The organism is Flexithrix dorotheae DSM 6795, assembly GCF_000379765.1.
Classification (GTDB): domain Bacteria; phylum Bacteroidota; class Bacteroidia; order Cytophagales; family Flammeovirgaceae; genus Flexithrix; species Flexithrix dorotheae.
Map to the genome: position 1 here is coordinate 328934 of NZ_KB903498.1, position 17214 is coordinate 346147.

Consider the following 17214-nt stretch of genomic DNA (forward strand, 5'->3'; position numbering starts at 1 on the left):
ACAGGAATTAAGCTTTACTAATTGCTATTTAACATCGTATACTATTATGAAGCACAATGACAAAATACAACTTATAAAAATCTCTGTTCTGGGATTTTTAATACAATTTATGATCATAGGAGGTCTTGTAGCCCAAGACATTACCATTTCCGGAAAAATTACCAATGCCACGGATGGAGAACCATTGCCCGGGGTGAGTGTATTATTGCAGGGGACAACAAATGGTGCCCTAAGCGATATTGATGGAAATTATAAAATTAATGCTCCTTCAGACGGATCATTATTATTCAGTTTTATTGGTTATGAAAAACAAACCATAGAAATTAACGGCAGGTCAACTATTGATGTGATTCTTGCAGAGGATGTACGTCAGTTAGATGAAGTGGTAGTTACCGCTTTTGGTCTGGAAAAAGAGAAAAAAGCCATTACTTATGCCGCCCAGAATGTTTCTACTGAAGAAATGACAGAAGCCAGACCACTGAATGTGGTGGATGGCCTTTCAGGAAAAGTATCAGGGATTTCTGTAGCCAGAACCGGTACTGGAGTAGGCGCGCAGTCAAAAGTGATTTTAAGAGGTAACAGATCAGTAGCAGGAAGCAGCCAGCCAATTTATATTGTAGATGGTGCGATCATGGGAAGTGACATCAGCAACTTTAGCCCAGATGATATTGAATCAATTACTGTGCTGAAAGGAGCGAATGCTGCAGCTCTTTATGGAAGTAGAGCGAATAATGGTGCTATTGTGGTTACTACTAAAAAAGGAGCCGGAGGAAAAGGATTTAATGTACAATTAAATACTACCTATATGGCTGCTGATGCCATTTTATTGACTAATTATCAAAATGAGTACGGCCAGGGTAGTGGAGGAGTTTATGGTAAAAATGCGGTAAGAGATTGGGGACCAAGATTAGATGGAAGTCAGGTAGAACACTGGTCTAACGATCCTAATTTTCCCACATCAACTGCTACCTATTCGGCTAATCCGGATAACATAAAGGATTTCTTTAATACAGGACATAATTTGGCCACTAATCTTGGAATATCAACTTCAAGTGAAAATACCAATGCTTATTTCTCCTATACTTTCACCGATGCGGAAGGAATTGTGAAAGGAAATGAATTGGAATCCCATAACCTTAATGTGAGGGTCAATACTACTCTTTCGGATAAACTCACCCTGGATTCCAGAGTGAATTATATCCGGGAAGTATTGGATAATCAGCTGGCCACTGGGGAAAATTTTGCAAACCCAATCAGGCATGCTTTCAGGATACCACGGAATGTTACTACTGCCGATGCCTCCATATTTTCATTCATTAATGATGATGGTATTGAAAGACAGCATTTTTGGAAGCCAAATGACAATGGTGGTGCCAATCCATACTGGACTATTAACCGAAACCTGAACAATACACTTAGAGAAAGGGTGATTGGTTTAATTTCTTTGAAATATGATATTACCGAGGACTTAAGCATTCTTGGAAGATCAGCAATTGACAGGAATAATTATTCTAGAAGTGATAAACTTTATAATGATTCCTATGTAATTGCGGACTTTGGAAATTACACTACTACACAGGGTTATGGATTTGAGTGGAATAGCGATTTCCTTTTAAATTATAACAAGGAATTTGGTACAGATTTCTCAATTGATGCAAGTTTCGGGGGTAATATTAGAAGATCTGAGTCAAGACAGGTCAATACAAATAATGGTCAGTTAAATGTTCCAAATTTGTTTGCCCTTAGCAATGCTAAAACTTTAACTGCCACTGAACCAGCCTCAGGAAACTTTAAAAAAGAGGTGCAATCTATCTATGGATTTGCAACAATAGGTTGGAAAAATGCAGTATTTTTAGATTTAACCGCCAGAAATGACTGGAGTTCTACACTCCCAGCAGCAAACAGATCGTATTTTTATCCTTCTGTAGGTTTAACAGCCGTTGTATCTGACTTGTTTGCCGGAACACCAGGTTGGTTAACCTTCTTGAAACTGAGAGGTTCATATGCTCAGGTAGGTAACGATACAGATCCTTATCAAACTGCCAGAGCCGCCAATATTGGCCCTGGAGGAAATAATGGTTATTTACAATTATCTACCACAATTCCAATAGAAAATCTATTGCCAGAGGAAACAGTTTCTACAGAATTTGGATTAGATGCAAGATTTCTGAATAACCGACTAGGATTTGATTTTACCTGGTATAAATCGAATAGTCAAAACCAGTTATTTGCAGTAAATGTACCAGTAGGTTCAGGAGCTTCCAGTATATTCCTTAATGGAGCAGATGTGGAAAACAAAGGGATAGAATTCTCAATTAATGCTACTGTTGTTCAATCCAATAAATTCTCCTGGGATTTGAACTTTAATTATGGTGCAAATAATAGTACTGTTCTAAAAATTGCCGAGGGATTTGACAATCTAAATGTTGGTGGAGCTGATTTTATGAGGCAATTTAAACTGGTAGAAGGTCGACCATGGGGGGAAGTTTATTCCAGAGGATTTGAAAGAGATGAGCAGGGAAGAGTACTTATTGCAGACGATGGTACACCAAGGACTACAGCAGGTTTAGATGTGCCAGTGGCCAACTTTAACCCGGATTGGACTGGTGGAATCAGAAATACCTTTAACTACGCCAATTTCGATTTAAGTTTCTTAATTGACATTCGTCAGGGTGGTAGTGTGGTTTCTTTAACTAATGCCATTATTTATGCTGATGGACTAACCGAAGAGACGCTGCAAGGTCGGGATGGCTCATTAGTATTCGGTGAGAATTTCTTTGCACATGAAACTGCGGTATTGGAAGATGGAAGTGCAAATAATATTCAAACAGGTGCTGAGGAAATGTGGTCGAAACTGGGCGGTAGAAATGCTCCTGTAGGAGAAGCCTTTGTGAAAGATGCTTCTAATACCAGACTCAGAGAATTGGTATTAGGCTATACTTTACCAAGTTCGGCATTGGCTAAAACACCATTTTCCAAAATAAGAGTAGCTTTTGTAGGCAGGAATTTATTCTTCATTTCAAATGCAGCAGGAAATCTTGATCCGGAAATATTTGTAGGAGTAGGGAATAATGCTGATGGTTTTGAATCATTTGGTCCTCCAACACAAAGGGAATATGGTTTTAATGTAAGACTTGGATTTTAAGTTGGAAGGTAAATCACTTTAGAACTTAATTGAAAATCTTAAAAATTAGATAATTATGAGATATATAAAATTATTAATATTTAGTGTCAGCATTACCTTTATTATAGATGGGTGTACTGATAATTTTGATGAACTCAATACCAATCCACTGGCCCTGACAGACGATAAAGTGGATGCTTCATTGATTGGTTTGGCCTTTGCCCAAACCCAGTATAATACTGTAAATGGATTACATTGGAGGTTCCAAATATCACAAAATCTGTTTTCGGATATTTACTGCCAATACTATGCGACCACTCAGTCAAACTTTGATTCTGATCGGTATACTCAGGTGGGTCGATGGGCAGATTTAGCATGGTCTTCCTTCTACGGACAGGCTGCGCCCAATATTAAGTTCGTGGAAGACTTTACTGGTGAAAATGGGCTCGATCTACAAAATGCTGTGGCTAAAGTGTGGAAAGTGTATGGGTATCATCGAATTACGGATTATTGGGGACCTGTCCCTTACTCTGCCTTTGGAAATGGTGAAATTGTGGTTCCATACGATACTCAGGAATCCATTTACAAAAGTTTCTTTCCTATTTTAGATGAGGCTGTGGCTGTTCTTAGCAGTAATTCAGGTGGAAATGCTTTTGGAAACAATGATCAGATTTACAATGGGGATGTGGATAAATGGTTGGTATTTGCAAATACGCTGAGATTAAGATTGGCCATGAGGTTAAAATATGTTGATCCTGGATTGGCGAAAACTGAAGCTGAGAAAGCAGTTGCTGCAGGTGTAATGGAAGGTATAGATCAAAATGCTACCATGTTAACCACCAACAATTCTCAAAATCCATTGAATACCATAACCAACTGGGGAGAATTTAGAATGAGTGCTGCTATGGAAAGTGTATTAAAAGGATATGAAGATCCAAGAATGCCGGTTTATTTTAGCCCAGCAGCAGATGGTGATACCGATGGAGATGGTATTCCTTTTGAAGGTCTGGTAAATGGACAGTCAAAAGTGGCTTTAACAGCCGGACAGAATTCTAATCACTCTGATCTGGGTCCACAGTTTTTACCAGCTGCTCTGGGTGATAATAACAGAATTGTGGTAATTAGAGCAGCAGAAGCCTATTTCCTTAGAGCGGAAGGCGCTTTGGAAGGATGGAATATGGGAGGAACTGCTAAAGAATTGTATGACAATGGAATTAGAATGTCGATGAAGGAATGGGAGGCTGCAGAAGATGCTGCCATTGATGCCTACATTGCAAGTGGAAATACTCCGGTTGAAGTAGGTGATGAAAATAATACTCCTGCCCTAACCGATATTCCAATTGCTTTTGATACCGGAGGAGATAAAGAAAAACAACTGGAGCAAATCATTACCCAGAAATGGCTTGCACTCTATCCTGATGGATGGGAAGGCTGGGCGGAATTGAGAAGGACAGGATATCCTAAGCAATACACCAGACTTAATTCTGATAACCCTGATGTAGGGCCTGATGAAATTATGAGAAGAATGGTGTATGTAACAGGTGAATTTGGGACAAACTTAGAGGCTGTAGAAGAAGCTATAGCTTTACCAGAACTCTCCGGTAAAGGAGGGGACAAGGGAAGCACTAAGGTTTGGTGGGACGCAAAATAAAAACGATCTCTGAATATATTTTAAAAGTGCCTGCCGGATTGGCGGGCACTTTTTTTCTTAAAAATGTTTTAGGTACATTTAGGTAGAGGTATGCAATTAGTTGGATTCAATAATGCACTAATCATAAAAATATACCTCTTCCAAAAAACTATAAGGTGTCTGACATGCGAATAAATCAAGTTTCAAAATTATTATTTTCATTGCTCCTGCTTTCTTTTTATTCCTGTGAGGAAAGCAAGGATCAAATGTTTACAAAACTTTCCTCGGGAAAGACTGGAATTGAATTCCGGAATACCATTAAAGAAACCAAAGAGTTTAATATGCTTTCCTATATGTATTTGTACAATGGGGGAGGAGTAGCTGTAGGGGATATCAATAATGATGGATTACAGGATATTTATTTTTCAGGAAATCTGGTGGCCAATCGCATGTACCTCAATAAGGGGAATATGGAGTTTGAAGATATCACTAAAAAGGCAGGTTTGGAAGCAGCTGGCCTTTGGAATACCGGGGTGACCATGGCGGATGTAAATGGAGATGGTTTACTGGATATTTATGTATGTCGATCGGCTGCGGTGAATGTAGATTATCGAAGAAATAAATTATTTATCAACAATGGGGACCTGACTTTTAGAGAAGCCTCTGCGGAATACAATTTAGATGACCCTTCTTACACCACTCAGGCAGCATTTTTTGATTATGACCTGGATGGAGACCTGGATGTTTATTTATTGAATCATTCTCTTAGAGAGCATGCAGGTGTTACCCGTTCCGCAGGCCTGGACAAAACCAGGAAAGCCCCTTATTTTGGAGATAAATTGTATGAAAATGATAATGGAATTTTTGTGGACGTGTCTTATACAGCAGGTATATTGAATAATGTTCTGGGTTTCGGGTTAGGTATTGGAATTTCCGACATTAATGCGGATGGTTGGCCGGATATTTATGTTTCCAATGATTTTCATGAAGAAGATTACCTTTATCTTAATCAAAAAGATGGAACTTTTGAACAGGTTTCAGCTTCCTATCTCAGCCACCATTCTGTATTTTCCATGGGCTGTGATATTGCCGATATCAACAATGATGAAAAAGTAGATATTTTCACACTAGATATGCTGCCTGAAGATAATTACGGACAAAAAATGGCTTTTGGTGCAGAGTCCTATAACAAGTACCACCAGTTGCTGGCCAATGGTTTTCATCATCAGACCATGCGGAATATGTTGCATGTGAATAATGGCGATGGCACTTTTAGTGAAATTGGTCAGCTGGCCGGGGTTTCCAATACAGACTGGAGTTGGAGTGCCCTGATGGCAGATTTTGACAATGATGGGTGGAAGGATATTTTCATTACCAATGGCATTGGGCGCTACCCAACAGACATGGATTTCATGAATTATGTGGTAAGCCTGAAAGTAAAAAGTGCGGAAAAGATTGATCAGAACCTGTTAGAGATTGTGGACAAAATGCCAATTACCAAAGTTCATAATTACATGTACCGCAATAATGGCGATTTAACTTTCACAGATGAATCATTTAACTGGGGGTTTGATGAAAAAAACCTGACTAATGGAGCTGCTTATGCCGATTTCGATAATGATGGCGACCTTGATTTGGTGGTGAATAACATCAATGAACAAGGGGCTCTTTACCAGAATAACAGTGAGGTTTTCCAGCAAAATAATTATATCAAGATTAAACTGAAAGGAAATAAAGCCAATCAATTTGGTATTGGAGCAAAAGTGAAACTCAAAGTGGATGGAAAAAGCTATTTTCAGGAAATGCAACCTGTAAGAGGATTTCAATCTGCTACTGGTTACGAATTGGTTTTTGGTTTGGGAAAAGCTTCAAAAATTGATCATCTCGAAGTGACCTGGCCTGATGGTTCGGTAAGTGATTTATCAAATCAATCGGTAAATCAATCGCTTGTAATTGATCAGGAAAATGCCACAACTCCAGAGGAACTGAAATCGGAGGAAAAAGCGGTTCTTTTTCAAAAAGCTGATAACAAGCTGGATATCGATTTTAAGCATAAGGAAAATGAATATCTTGATTTTAAAAGAGACCGGTTAATTCCCCAGGGGTATTCTAACCTGGGCCCCAAAATGGCAATTGGAGATGTGAATGGTGATGCGCTGGAAGATATTTATTTTGGTGGGGCCAAAGGATTTTCAGGACAATTATTCATTCAACAGCGGGATGGCAAGTTTAAGTTAGCCAATACCCAGGCATTTGAAGAGCAAAAGGCTTCCGAAGAAGTTTCAGCTCTATTTTTTGATGCCGATCAGGATAATGACCTGGACCTTTATGTGGTAAGCGGAGGAAATGAATTTGAACAAACTAACCCGGCATTACAAGACAAAATTTACTTTAATGATGGAAAAGGTAATTTTAGTCTTGGAGAAAACAAGTTGCCAAAAATGATTTCAAGTGGAAGTCAGGTTTCTGCAGCAGATATTGATGCTGATGGAGATCAGGATTTATTTGTGGGGGGAAGAATTACCCCGGGAGCCTATCCTGTTCCGCCCCAAAGCTATATTTTACTGAATGACGGTAAAGGAAATTTCTCAGATGTTACTTCCAATTTCGCCCCTGATTTGGTGAATCCAGGAATGGTCACTGATGCGCAGTTTCTGGAAATTAATGGTGATAATTTTCCTGATTTATTTTTAGTCGGGGAATGGATGGCCCCTACTGTTTTGATCAATAAAAATGGGAGTGGTTTTGAATTATCAACTTCAGGGGAACTGGCCGGTTTATCGGGGTGGTGGAATGCTATACATGCTGCAGATATGGATATGGATGGCGACCTGGATTTGGTTTTGGGGAATTTTGGAAATAACAATCAATACAGACCCACCGAAAAGCATCCGGTTTCTATGATCTATAAAGATTTTGATCAGAATGGTTCTATAGATCCTATTTTGTGTTGTTATATTCAGGGTGAAAATCATTTTGCCTATTCCAGAGATGAACTGATCGGGCAATTGGCAGGATTAAAGAAAAAATTCCCGGATTATGCTTCTTTTGGAAAAGCTTCTCCAGCCTCCTTTTTTGATGCTGAACAGGCAAAAGGAGCGGATACCTTAAAGGCTCTGACTTTCGAAACGGTTTATTTGGAAAACAAAGGAAATGGTAGTTTCGAAATCCATCAGCTTCCGGTTCAGGCACAATTTGCTCCGGTTTTTGGAATTACTTCTACCGATGTAAATGGTGATGGAAACCTGGACTTGATTTTAGCAGGAAATCAATCCCTGACCAGAGTAAGCACCGGGAAATTTGAAGCCAATTATGGTCAGGTATTTCTGGGAGATGGCCAGGGCAATTTCACTTATTTAGCCGACCGGCAATCCGGTTTGGCAGTGAAAGGTGATGTTCGAGATATTAAAAAATTGAAAATCAATAATCGGGAATTCATAATGTTTTCCAGAAATAATGATTCAGTGGTATCTTATGAATTGAATTAGGATTTTGCAGGGTCGTAAGACCCTGCATATTTGATTAGATTAGCCTACAAAAATTCCCCAAAATGATTGACCTGCTTAAGGTTGAATGGATCAAAAAGTTCGTCAATTAAAACGGCAAAGGCACTTCTGGAGATAAGGTCGGAAGCGGAAAGGGATTTCATGCCGTTATTTTCCATAATTTCCTGAGCCTTTTTGGTTACCGTCTCTTTGGTGGTGGCAGCCATGGAATCAGGATATTCTTCACCCAACAAAATCAGAATATCAATTGCTTCCTGGAAAGCAATATTATCCGATAGCTGAGGCAATTGTTCCAACCAGTCTTCCAGGCCATCCGTTAGAGCAGTTTTAGTCAGAATACTATCGGGATAGAAAAGTGTCTGATTTTCCCAACCAACGTTTTTTCCTTCTCCTTTGAGAATTCCAGTTACCCCGATTTTCTGAATAGAGTGAAAAGCCGGATGATCCGGGGTAACATCCACATAGGGCAGAAGATAAGCTCCTGATTTCAGCAATTCCTGTTGCACTTTCCGAACGGGGACTTTGGAAGGAGTAATCTGATCTTTTGCAGATAATGAGGCTAAAGTACCGGCTGCCTGGCCAATTAGAAGACAAACTGGTTGAAGCCGGGTAGTGCCATTCACCAGATTGCTTACGGAAATGGATTTTTCAGCCACAATAAAATTTTCTGTGGACTTTGGAATCATGGTACCCAGGGGCAATGCATATGATGGTACTGGATAAAAATGCAGATCGGGTAATTTTTGAAATTCCGGATAAGCAAAATGATGATGGTCTATAGGATAGTCTCCCACTGCTACTCCGGTGCGGTAAAGTGGTGTTTCCTGCTCAAAAGGTTTGGCCAGGTCATTCAAATTGAACCGAACGATTCCTTTAATTCTCCTCGATTCCCGATGATAGGGAATAAAAGGCAGGTTATCTGCAGTGGGGTAGACGTCATCTGCAATGCCCAAATTTTTATAACCTAATTCCGTTTGCAGGTAATACACATACTGTAGGGTAAAATCTTTTGCGGCTTTTAGGGCTTCATTCCTTTCTTCAGGTGATTTATCAATCAGGTTGAGGTAATAATCATTGCCATTAATAGGCCAGTTGATCATGTAATAGTCATTGGGTAATTTGCCATATTCCATCATCTTATCACAATCCCAAAGTGTTCTGCCCAGGCTATCCGCATCACATTTTCCCGCACAGGTGCAATAAAACGGTGTAGGATCGTAGTTCTCAGGTTGCGGAATGGTCTTATCTGCATTTGGACCAAAGTCCTTTAGAATGGCTACATAAGTCAAATCCTGGACGATATCATTTCCTGTTTCCGGGGCAATATCTTCCCCAGTATCCTTTCCGGATTCCATCCCAATATCATAGGGAATGCCAGCTACTTTCGCAATATCTCCAAGTTCTGTACCATCAACCACCACTTTTGCCTGAACCGTAATTTGTTCTCCTTCTTTTTCGAAATGAGCTTCCCAACCCTTTTCATTGGGTTGAATGGAGATAAATTTCGAGTTCAGAACAACCTGAAGTTTTTCCTCTTTGGCAGCCATATCCTGAAGGATTACCGCAGCGGTTTTTGGTTCAAAAAGCACATTGCTCACCCAGCCTGTTTTTAAAGCATCCAAACCTCCATAGTGCCTGGAAAGGTTTTGTTTGAACTCTTCCCATAAACCGGATTGTAATTTGTAATTCCCATCGATGGCGCTTACTCCAGCTGAAGTCAGCATACCGCCCAGCCATGGTGTTTCTTCAAAAATCATTGTAGAACTACCCATTCGGGCTGCCTGAATGCCTGCCATTGTGCCACTTGCCCCCCCGCCAATTACTAACACTTCGGTTTGTTGGATCTCCTGGTTTTCAGCATTTTCAGATGAGGAGCAGGAAGTGAATAGTGTAAGTGAAATAAATAGGTAAAGTAAATTTGTTTTCATTTCAGATTAAATGTGTTGTTATTGAAGTTGTTTAATGTGCAGGTGCAAATTTAGCTGGAAAAGGGAAAAGCCTGTCTTTTTACCAGAATAATTCTGGTTTTTTGGGGGGTTACCAGAAATGCTGAGGACAAAATATTTTATCACGGTTAAATAGCCTGAGGCCTATGCTTATTTCATGATTCCCATGGCTATTGGCAGAAATAGAATTTCCTAAACCTGTGGCATAACTATAGGAAACATCCAGGTAATCATTTACCAATAATCTGGAAAACAGGATAAATTCATTGGCTGTTCTCCAGGAAATGCCAGCCCAAATTTTTTGGTTAAATCCGGCTGTTAAATTGAAATCGGTAGTTAAGGGTAGAGTAGAAAAGTATTTGACAAGGGTGCTGGTTGCCAGTTCAAACTTAGGCAGGAAAACAAGTTTATAGCCAGCTGAAAATAAAAAATGTTGATGGTCTGACGGAGAGGTTTCTGATTGATTTGAGAATCTGTTGAACAGGGAAATTCCCGAAAAGTATTTTTCATTGCTTAGCCAAAGTCCCAGTGAAACCACCGTATGGTGCTGGTTGGAAAATTGACCGGTAACAGGATCACCAGGATTGGCAAAATTGAGCATATTCTGGTTAAGTCTGTTCGATTGCATACCGCCTGAAAATCCGGCAGAAAGCAATGTTTTTGGGCTAATGGGTAAATGATAAGCATAGTTGAGATTCCATTCATTTTGCTGGAATGGTCCAATCTGGTCATTGAAAAAAGTAGCTCCGATACCATGTTGAGGAGATACTTTTGGGTTATTCGCAATTGGCAGAAATGGTTTTTTCCTGCGATTGGTAAGGATGTTTAATGGTGTTTGAATAGAGAAATAGGCTGTAGAAGGAGCTCCTTCAATTCCCGACCACTGTTTTCTGTAGCCAACCCGTGCCGAAAGAAAATCTTCAATGCCGGTAATGGCTGGATTAATCAGCATTCCATTTTGAATATAATGCTGATACTGCGGACGTTGCTGAGCCATACTAACAATTGAAAGCAGGATTAGCAGAAATGGAATTAGCCTTATCGTTTTCATAGTTTCAATGTAAAATACTCACATGTCCTGTAATAGTTTCCTGGTCTGGAGCGATGCTCAAAACATAGAAATAAGTACCCACCGGAAGCAGTTTCCCCTGAAATGTGCCGTTCCAGGGCTGTTCATAATTATTGGTTTGAAATACTGCAGCTCCCCATCTGTCAAATATTTTCAGGTTTGTAAAAGTTTTATCTGGCAAGCCTTTTATTTCCCATACATCATTAATTCCGTCATTATTTGGGGTAAACACATTGGGAATATTCAGATCCTCTTCCATTTCGGGTGCTTCCTCTTCGGTTTCTGTATCCGGTTCAGTAACTTCTACTTTTATTTGCCTTTCAATTACACAACCGGCTGCTGTGGTAATTCGGACTGTATAGATGGTAGTATTTTCAGGTTGGGCAACCGGATCAGGCACATTGGAGTCGTTCAGGGAATTTGCAGGTTTCCACTCATAAGTTTCCCCACCAGCAGCAGACAATTGAATTTGTTCTCCTAAATTAATCAGGGTATCTTTTGAAATTTCAATTACAGTTTTCTCCAACTCTACCAGAAAAATTTCGGAAAAAACCTGCTCACAATTTCCCTCCGCCAGTACCTTATAATTTCCTGGCTGGTTCACCTGTAGCGAAGAATTATTCTTTCCAATGGGTTTATCTTCCCAATACCAGGTATAGTTTATTCCTTGTTCAGGATTGAAATTCAGGATGGAGGATTGTCCCTCACAAATAAGGTTTTCTCCCTCAATTACTGGTGCATTTATGGTTTCCGGTGGGATTGTTAAAGTGTAAACTTCACTTTCCGCTTGTCCACATTCCGTAGTGGCTACCACTTTATAATCACCCTGCTGACTGGCTAATAAAACCTGATTGGAATTTTCAGGAATTAGCGTTCCATCCAAAAACCACTCATATGTATTTGCTGAATTGAAATTTTCAATTGAAAGTGTCACCGTATCACCTACACAGTTCACATCATTTCCAATAATTGCCGGCTGGGGAATTTCAATAGTTTCAAAATCCAAAGTTACTTTCTCAGAGATTAGAGTTTTACAGATTCCAAATTCAAATACCTGATATTCTCCATCCAGATTGGTTTCCAGCTGGCTTACTGGTCCGGTTTGCAAGGTATCAGTATCATTGAGTATCCACAGATAATCTGAATCTATCCGGGGGTTTGTAATCCTGATTCTTTTAAATTCGGAAGTACAGGAAACATTTTCGATTTCCAGAATGGGAGGTGCTTGTTGGTCAGGAGAAATTAAAGTGATGACATTGCTGCTTTTCACATCGCAATTTCCATTTATTTCCAGGTAATAATTTCCAATTTCCATGGCTTCCAGGCGGGTAGAATTTGCGTCTAAAATTGGTTCATCATTAAAATACCATTGAAAAGAAACCTGAGATTGCGGGTTAACCCACCTCAACTCAGTAGGAATATTTTCACAAATTACATCTTCTCCTTCAATCTGAGGTTTGAGCAAGGCCGGCTGTATTTGTACTTCGAAACCTTCGCTTAGCAATTCCCCACAATCGTTGGAAACGGCAACAGTATAATTTCCTGGTTGATCTGCATTAATTTCGGTTAAATTATTTCCGGAATTTTCAATTAAAATGCCATTTCTAAACCAATTATAGTTCAAACCTTCCAGGACATTTTCCACTTTTAGGTTACTACTCCCAGCAGGGCAAAAAGTATTTTCTCCGGTTATTTCTGGCTTTTGCAGCAGAGTTGGTTCAAAAACTTCTATGGGTTCACTTGAAAATACCTCACAATTTACACTGACTGCAACACTATAAATACCCGGCTCATAAGCAATGATTTTGGAGTTGGAGGTGCCTACAGGATCATTATTTAGAAACCACTGATAAGCAGCACCGGGTACTGTATTGGTAGAAAGTTCAGGAAATTCTCCGGGACAAATATTTAGGGAGGTAATGTTGATTTCAGGTGGGGTGGCTTGTGTCTCTTCAAACCGCATGTTGTCCAACAAAACATAATCCCGGCTACAGCCCGGGTACAAAGCCGCTACAATTTGAATGTGGGTAAAATTTGCTGTGGGTTGAAAACCGGCTGTAAAAGTTTTCCAATCCGACTGGTCACCAATTGCCGGAGATTTCCATAACAATTCCGCTCTTTCACAAACATCATTTCCTCCCCAAATCTCAATACCTCCACAACCCCTAAAATCCCCGGGTTCTGCCAATGGGTTGGCCAAATCCAATAGTATTTGATAATCATTTCCGGCAATAAATGGAGTATTAAGGGCCTGCCCGATTCCTTCCTGATAATCATTTCCTGTACCGCCCGGAAATGCAGTAATGCCTACGTATGTGTTTCCACTCGCAGGTACTAATGATGTTTTTGGGTTATTTGCTGGTTGAACATCCGGGGAAACAGGTCCAAAGATGCCTTCTTCACCACAAATTTCCCAACCAGAAGGGGCTTTGTTATTTCCGGCAATATCTTCAAAATCGGGATTTGCGAAATCTGGTAATACAGCTGTGGGATTGCAATTATTTTCACCAGTGCATTTTTCAATAATAAAAAGGAATTCAACACTTTCACCAGGCAGAGAAGTGCCCACCACAAAATTATAGGAAATTCCTGCCTGAAGCTCAAGTCCATCCAAGGCAGGGTTTTCTCCTTCCTGATTAAATGAGGAGGCTATACAATCTCTAAAAGGCTCACATTGTGTGGTAACGAACAAGCCCAGAGGCTTTTGTTGTAAGTTGGATACCTGAATATTTACGCATTCATCTGCTGCGGGAACATAAGTGAAAACCATTTCTTTTCCCTGAAAAAAAGCAGGATTACAGGATTCCTTTCCTAAAAAATCGTTGATACCATTTCTGGTATCGAAATAGCCTCTTGCAGGTTGTTTGTAAAATGGAAGTTGATTAATAATCATATCCCCACAAGCATCACCGGTTCCGGTGCAGATGGCATCAGGAATTTTGGTGATCAGGTTTGAAGAAGACTGAGCGGTTTTGCATCCATTGTCTGCTACTACAAAATAGTTTCCCGGCTCTCTGGTCATATACATCCTGCCTTCTGCAATAGGTCTGGGAATACCGGTTTTGTACCATAAATAGGCCACTCCATTTATGGGATTTTCTACTGTAAGAATTGCTTCTTCTTCCAGGCACAATTCTGCTCCTCCCGATACAACAGGACGCTGGGGAGTTGGTCCGTCTAAAATCTCAAATGGAAGACTATTGATTTCCCCACAAACACTTTCTGCCTTTACAAAATAATTTCCTGGCAGTACTGGAGAAAAGGAGTTTCCAGTTCCCAGTAATTCGGGATTTCCTTCTGCAAACCACTTATAACCGGTATTTTCGACTGGGTTATTTACCTGAATAATTATAGATTCTCCATCTCCACAAAGTATATTTTCCCCAATAATAGCCGGAGGTTCAGGGGCATTTCCCGGCTGTATCTGGAAAGGCTGGCTAGTGGCTTCCCCACATGCTGTAATCAGGGTGACGGTATAATTGCCCGGTTCATTTATTTCGATAAAGGCATTTTCATTTTCCTGCAACATATTTCCATCCTTTTCCCATCTGAAAACCGCATCTTCCACTGGAGAGGTATAAATGAAGGAATTATTCCCACAAATGGTTTTGGAGGTTGCATTTATGGTTGGTGTGGGCACGGTATTATTACTGTAAGGCCTGATATTATCAGCCAATAGTTGTCCTTCACCACAGCTGCTTTTTGCCCTTAAGATAAGGTAGCGGTAATTATTGTCTGCTGTAAATTGAATCAGGTATTCCTGCCAGTTATTTGAATTTTCAATATTTCCGGATTGCCATAGCAATGTTTCATTATTACTGCAGCCATCACCACCAAAAACCCGCAATTCCATGCAATCCTCAGGGCTCGCTTTTTTCAAGTCAATTAACAAGGCATAATTGGTATTGGTAGCTAAGGCCGGGTTGACAATTATTCCGGTTCCTGAGGATTGATCGTTGGTCTGATTTGAAGTGAAAATAAGGAAAGTTTCTCCTTCGGTGGCATTGGCATTGATATTCAAACAATTGCCTCTGGAAGCCACAGGAAAAGGTCCTGGTCCAATGGTGGAAAACCCGCAATTATTCCAGGGAATGGGCGGACCTACACAAATTCCTAAACCCTCAAATGAAGGATTTCTGATTCCCGGATAAACAAAATTAGTGTTACAAGGGGATGGTAAGACGGGCAGCGCAGGAATTTTATCCTGAGCCAACAGATTAAAACTATGTAATAGGCATACAATTAGTAGTAATCTTACCATTGGGGAATGACATTAAGCTAAAAATATGGGTATAAAATGACTGAATAGGAACCGAAAGCCGGACAATGTCCTGGCTTTCGGTAAGGATTAACAGGTTAAAATATGCTTAGTCTTTTATAAAGCGTATCAATTGTCGGCCCTGGGTGCTGGAGTCTACGCTTAGGATGTAAATTCCTCTTTGCAGACTGCTTACATTTAGCTGGAAATTATTTAAATTATAAGTGGTCTTAAATTTTTCTGAAAGGAATAATCTTCCATTTAAATCCAATACTCTTATTGTAATCTGATCATTTTCCCTTGCTTTAAGCTCCAGGTTAATTTGCTCAATGGCTGGATTTGGATAGAATCTCAGGTTATCTTTTGATAGATTTTGAGCATCAAAAGCATTTCTTTGGGAAGAGTTGCCAACTGTTTTGTCTACCAATTCGATTTTTATAGTAAGTGATTTTCCTTTGGTTCCATCTTTAAGAATTGGAGAAGCCGTGATGGTGTACATACCTGGTTCTGGCTTCCACTCGTAATAATCTCCCCCTGAATCACCAATCAGTGCATATGGGAAAACTCTTTCCACTCTGAAACCTTCATGATCATTTAGATCGAATTGTACCGACATGATTTCTTCACTATCGATATTCAGGTCGGCCCTGATATTGATTAAGGTTGTGAGATGAATGACATCTCCGTCAAATATTTCCGTAATTTCCTCATCTGTGATGGCATCGATTAAGGTAAATCCGGTTACTCCTCCTCCTGTTGAAATTACACTGAAGCTGATAGAAAGGGCTTTTCCTTCTTCACCTGAAGCCACACTTTTTGTATATGGAGTAGCTGTAACCGTATACTCTCCAGCTTTTAAATCCATTTCGTAGTAATTGCCTCCCACATCTCCGAATAATGCATATGGGAATACATTTTCAATCCTCGCATTATCATTTTCATTCCAGCCAAACTTCACACTTCCTACTTCTTTTGGACTTACATTGGCTCTGATGTTGAATTTTGTAGCACTAATTTTTGAAAGGTCTATTTCCATGCCCTCAGTGATTTCGAACAGGTCTTCATTGGTTTCAGCATTTACTAAAGTAAAACTGGTTACCATATCAGCAGGAGGTAATAAAACTTTATCGATCACATGAATTACGCCATTACTGGCAATAATATCAGCTGGGGAAATATTGGATTCATTCACCATAATACCCATATCACTTACTTTGAAGGTAACCATTCTTCCATTAAAGGTTTCAGCCATCTGTCCATCACTCAAAGCATTGGAGTAAGTCTTTCCACCAAGCACATGATAAAGTAAAATAGGGGTTAAGGCTTCTTTTGAAAGGTCGGCAATTCCCGAAACCCCAAGTGCATCAAACAACATTTCAAATGCGGTATTAGTTGGGGCAAAGACAGTTAAATCATCATCACCGGAAAGGGCATCTACTAAATCGGCTTTTACCACAGCTTCTACCAAAATGCTAAAATCAGGATTCCCAGAAGCAATTTCTACAATGTTCATTGGTGGAATTAACACCATATCAATCACATGAATTACACCGTTTGAAGCGATAATATCAGTAGCTACAATATTGGAATCATTAATTTTAGCACCCTCGTCTGAAATGGAGAACTGCACATCATCCCCTTTGAGGGTAGTTGCTACCAACCCATCACTTAGGCTTGAAGC

General features: G+C 39.9%; 7 protein-coding genes. 3 read left to right on the forward strand and 4 right to left on the reverse strand.

What is annotated here, in order from left to right:
* The first annotated feature begins 46 nt into the window (after nucleotides 1–46).
* The 3 genes from A3EM_RS0137125 (at nucleotide 47) to A3EM_RS0137135 (ending at nucleotide 8242) form a co-directional block, all read left to right on the forward strand.
* Nucleotides 47–3145 (forward strand): SusC/RagA family TonB-linked outer membrane protein, encoded by a 3099-nt coding sequence (locus A3EM_RS0137125; RefSeq protein ID WP_044240877.1) that lies wholly within the window; start codon nucleotides 47–49, stop codon nucleotides 3143–3145.
* A 55-nt stretch (nucleotides 3146–3200) separates the two neighbouring features.
* On the forward strand, nucleotides 3201–4775 hold the full coding sequence (locus A3EM_RS0137130) for a SusD/RagB family nutrient-binding outer membrane lipoprotein (protein ID WP_020533323.1): 1575 nt from the start codon (nucleotides 3201–3203) through the stop codon (nucleotides 4773–4775).
* Between the two features lie 164 nt (nucleotides 4776–4939).
* Nucleotides 4940–8242, forward strand: coding sequence for a VCBS repeat-containing protein (locus A3EM_RS0137135; protein WP_026210823.1), 3303 nt, complete (start codon nucleotides 4940–4942; stop codon nucleotides 8240–8242).
* A gap of 44 nt (nucleotides 8243–8286) precedes the next feature.
* Here the strand turns inward: A3EM_RS0137135 and A3EM_RS0137140 are convergent, their stop codons facing one another.
* From A3EM_RS0137140 to A3EM_RS46705, 4 genes are all read right to left on the reverse strand, one after another.
* A complete protein-coding gene (locus A3EM_RS0137140; protein ID WP_020533325.1) occupies nucleotides 8287–10188 on the reverse strand; it encodes an FAD-dependent oxidoreductase in 1902 nt (633 codons plus the stop codon).
* A 109-nt stretch (nucleotides 10189–10297) separates the two neighbouring features.
* A complete protein-coding gene (locus A3EM_RS0137145) occupies nucleotides 10298–11257 on the reverse strand; it encodes a PorP/SprF family type IX secretion system membrane protein (protein WP_083925374.1) in 960 nt (319 codons plus the stop codon).
* A gap of 4 nt (nucleotides 11258–11261) precedes the next feature.
* Nucleotides 11262–15536: a gliding motility-associated C-terminal domain-containing protein gene (locus A3EM_RS0137150; protein ID WP_020533327.1), complete on the reverse strand. Its 4275-nt coding sequence runs from the start codon at nucleotides 15534–15536 to the stop codon at nucleotides 11262–11264.
* A 106-nt stretch (nucleotides 15537–15642) separates the two neighbouring features.
* Nucleotides 15643–17214: fasciclin domain-containing protein (locus tag A3EM_RS46705; RefSeq protein WP_157638269.1), on the reverse strand; the 1572-nt coding region annotated here is incomplete at its 5' end.

Coding starts and splice junctions, on each gene's coding strand:
- A3EM_RS0137125 (WP_044240877.1), top strand. CDS start 47: ATGAAGCACAATGACAAAATACAACTTATAAAAATCTCTGTTCTGGGA.
- A3EM_RS0137130 (WP_020533323.1), top strand. CDS start 3,201: ATGAGATATATAAAATTATTAATATTTAGTGTCAGCATTACCTTTATT.
- A3EM_RS0137135 (WP_026210823.1), top strand. CDS start 4,940: ATGCGAATAAATCAAGTTTCAAAATTATTATTTTCATTGCTCCTGCTT.
- A3EM_RS0137140 (WP_020533325.1), bottom strand. CDS start 10,188: ATGAAAACAAATTTACTTTACCTATTTATTTCACTTACACTATTCACT.
- A3EM_RS0137145 (WP_083925374.1), bottom strand. CDS start 11,257: ATGAAAACGATAAGGCTAATTCCATTTCTGCTAATCCTGCTTTCAATT.
- A3EM_RS0137150 (WP_020533327.1), bottom strand. CDS start 15,536: ATGGTAAGATTACTACTAATTGTATGCCTATTACATAGTTTTAATCTG.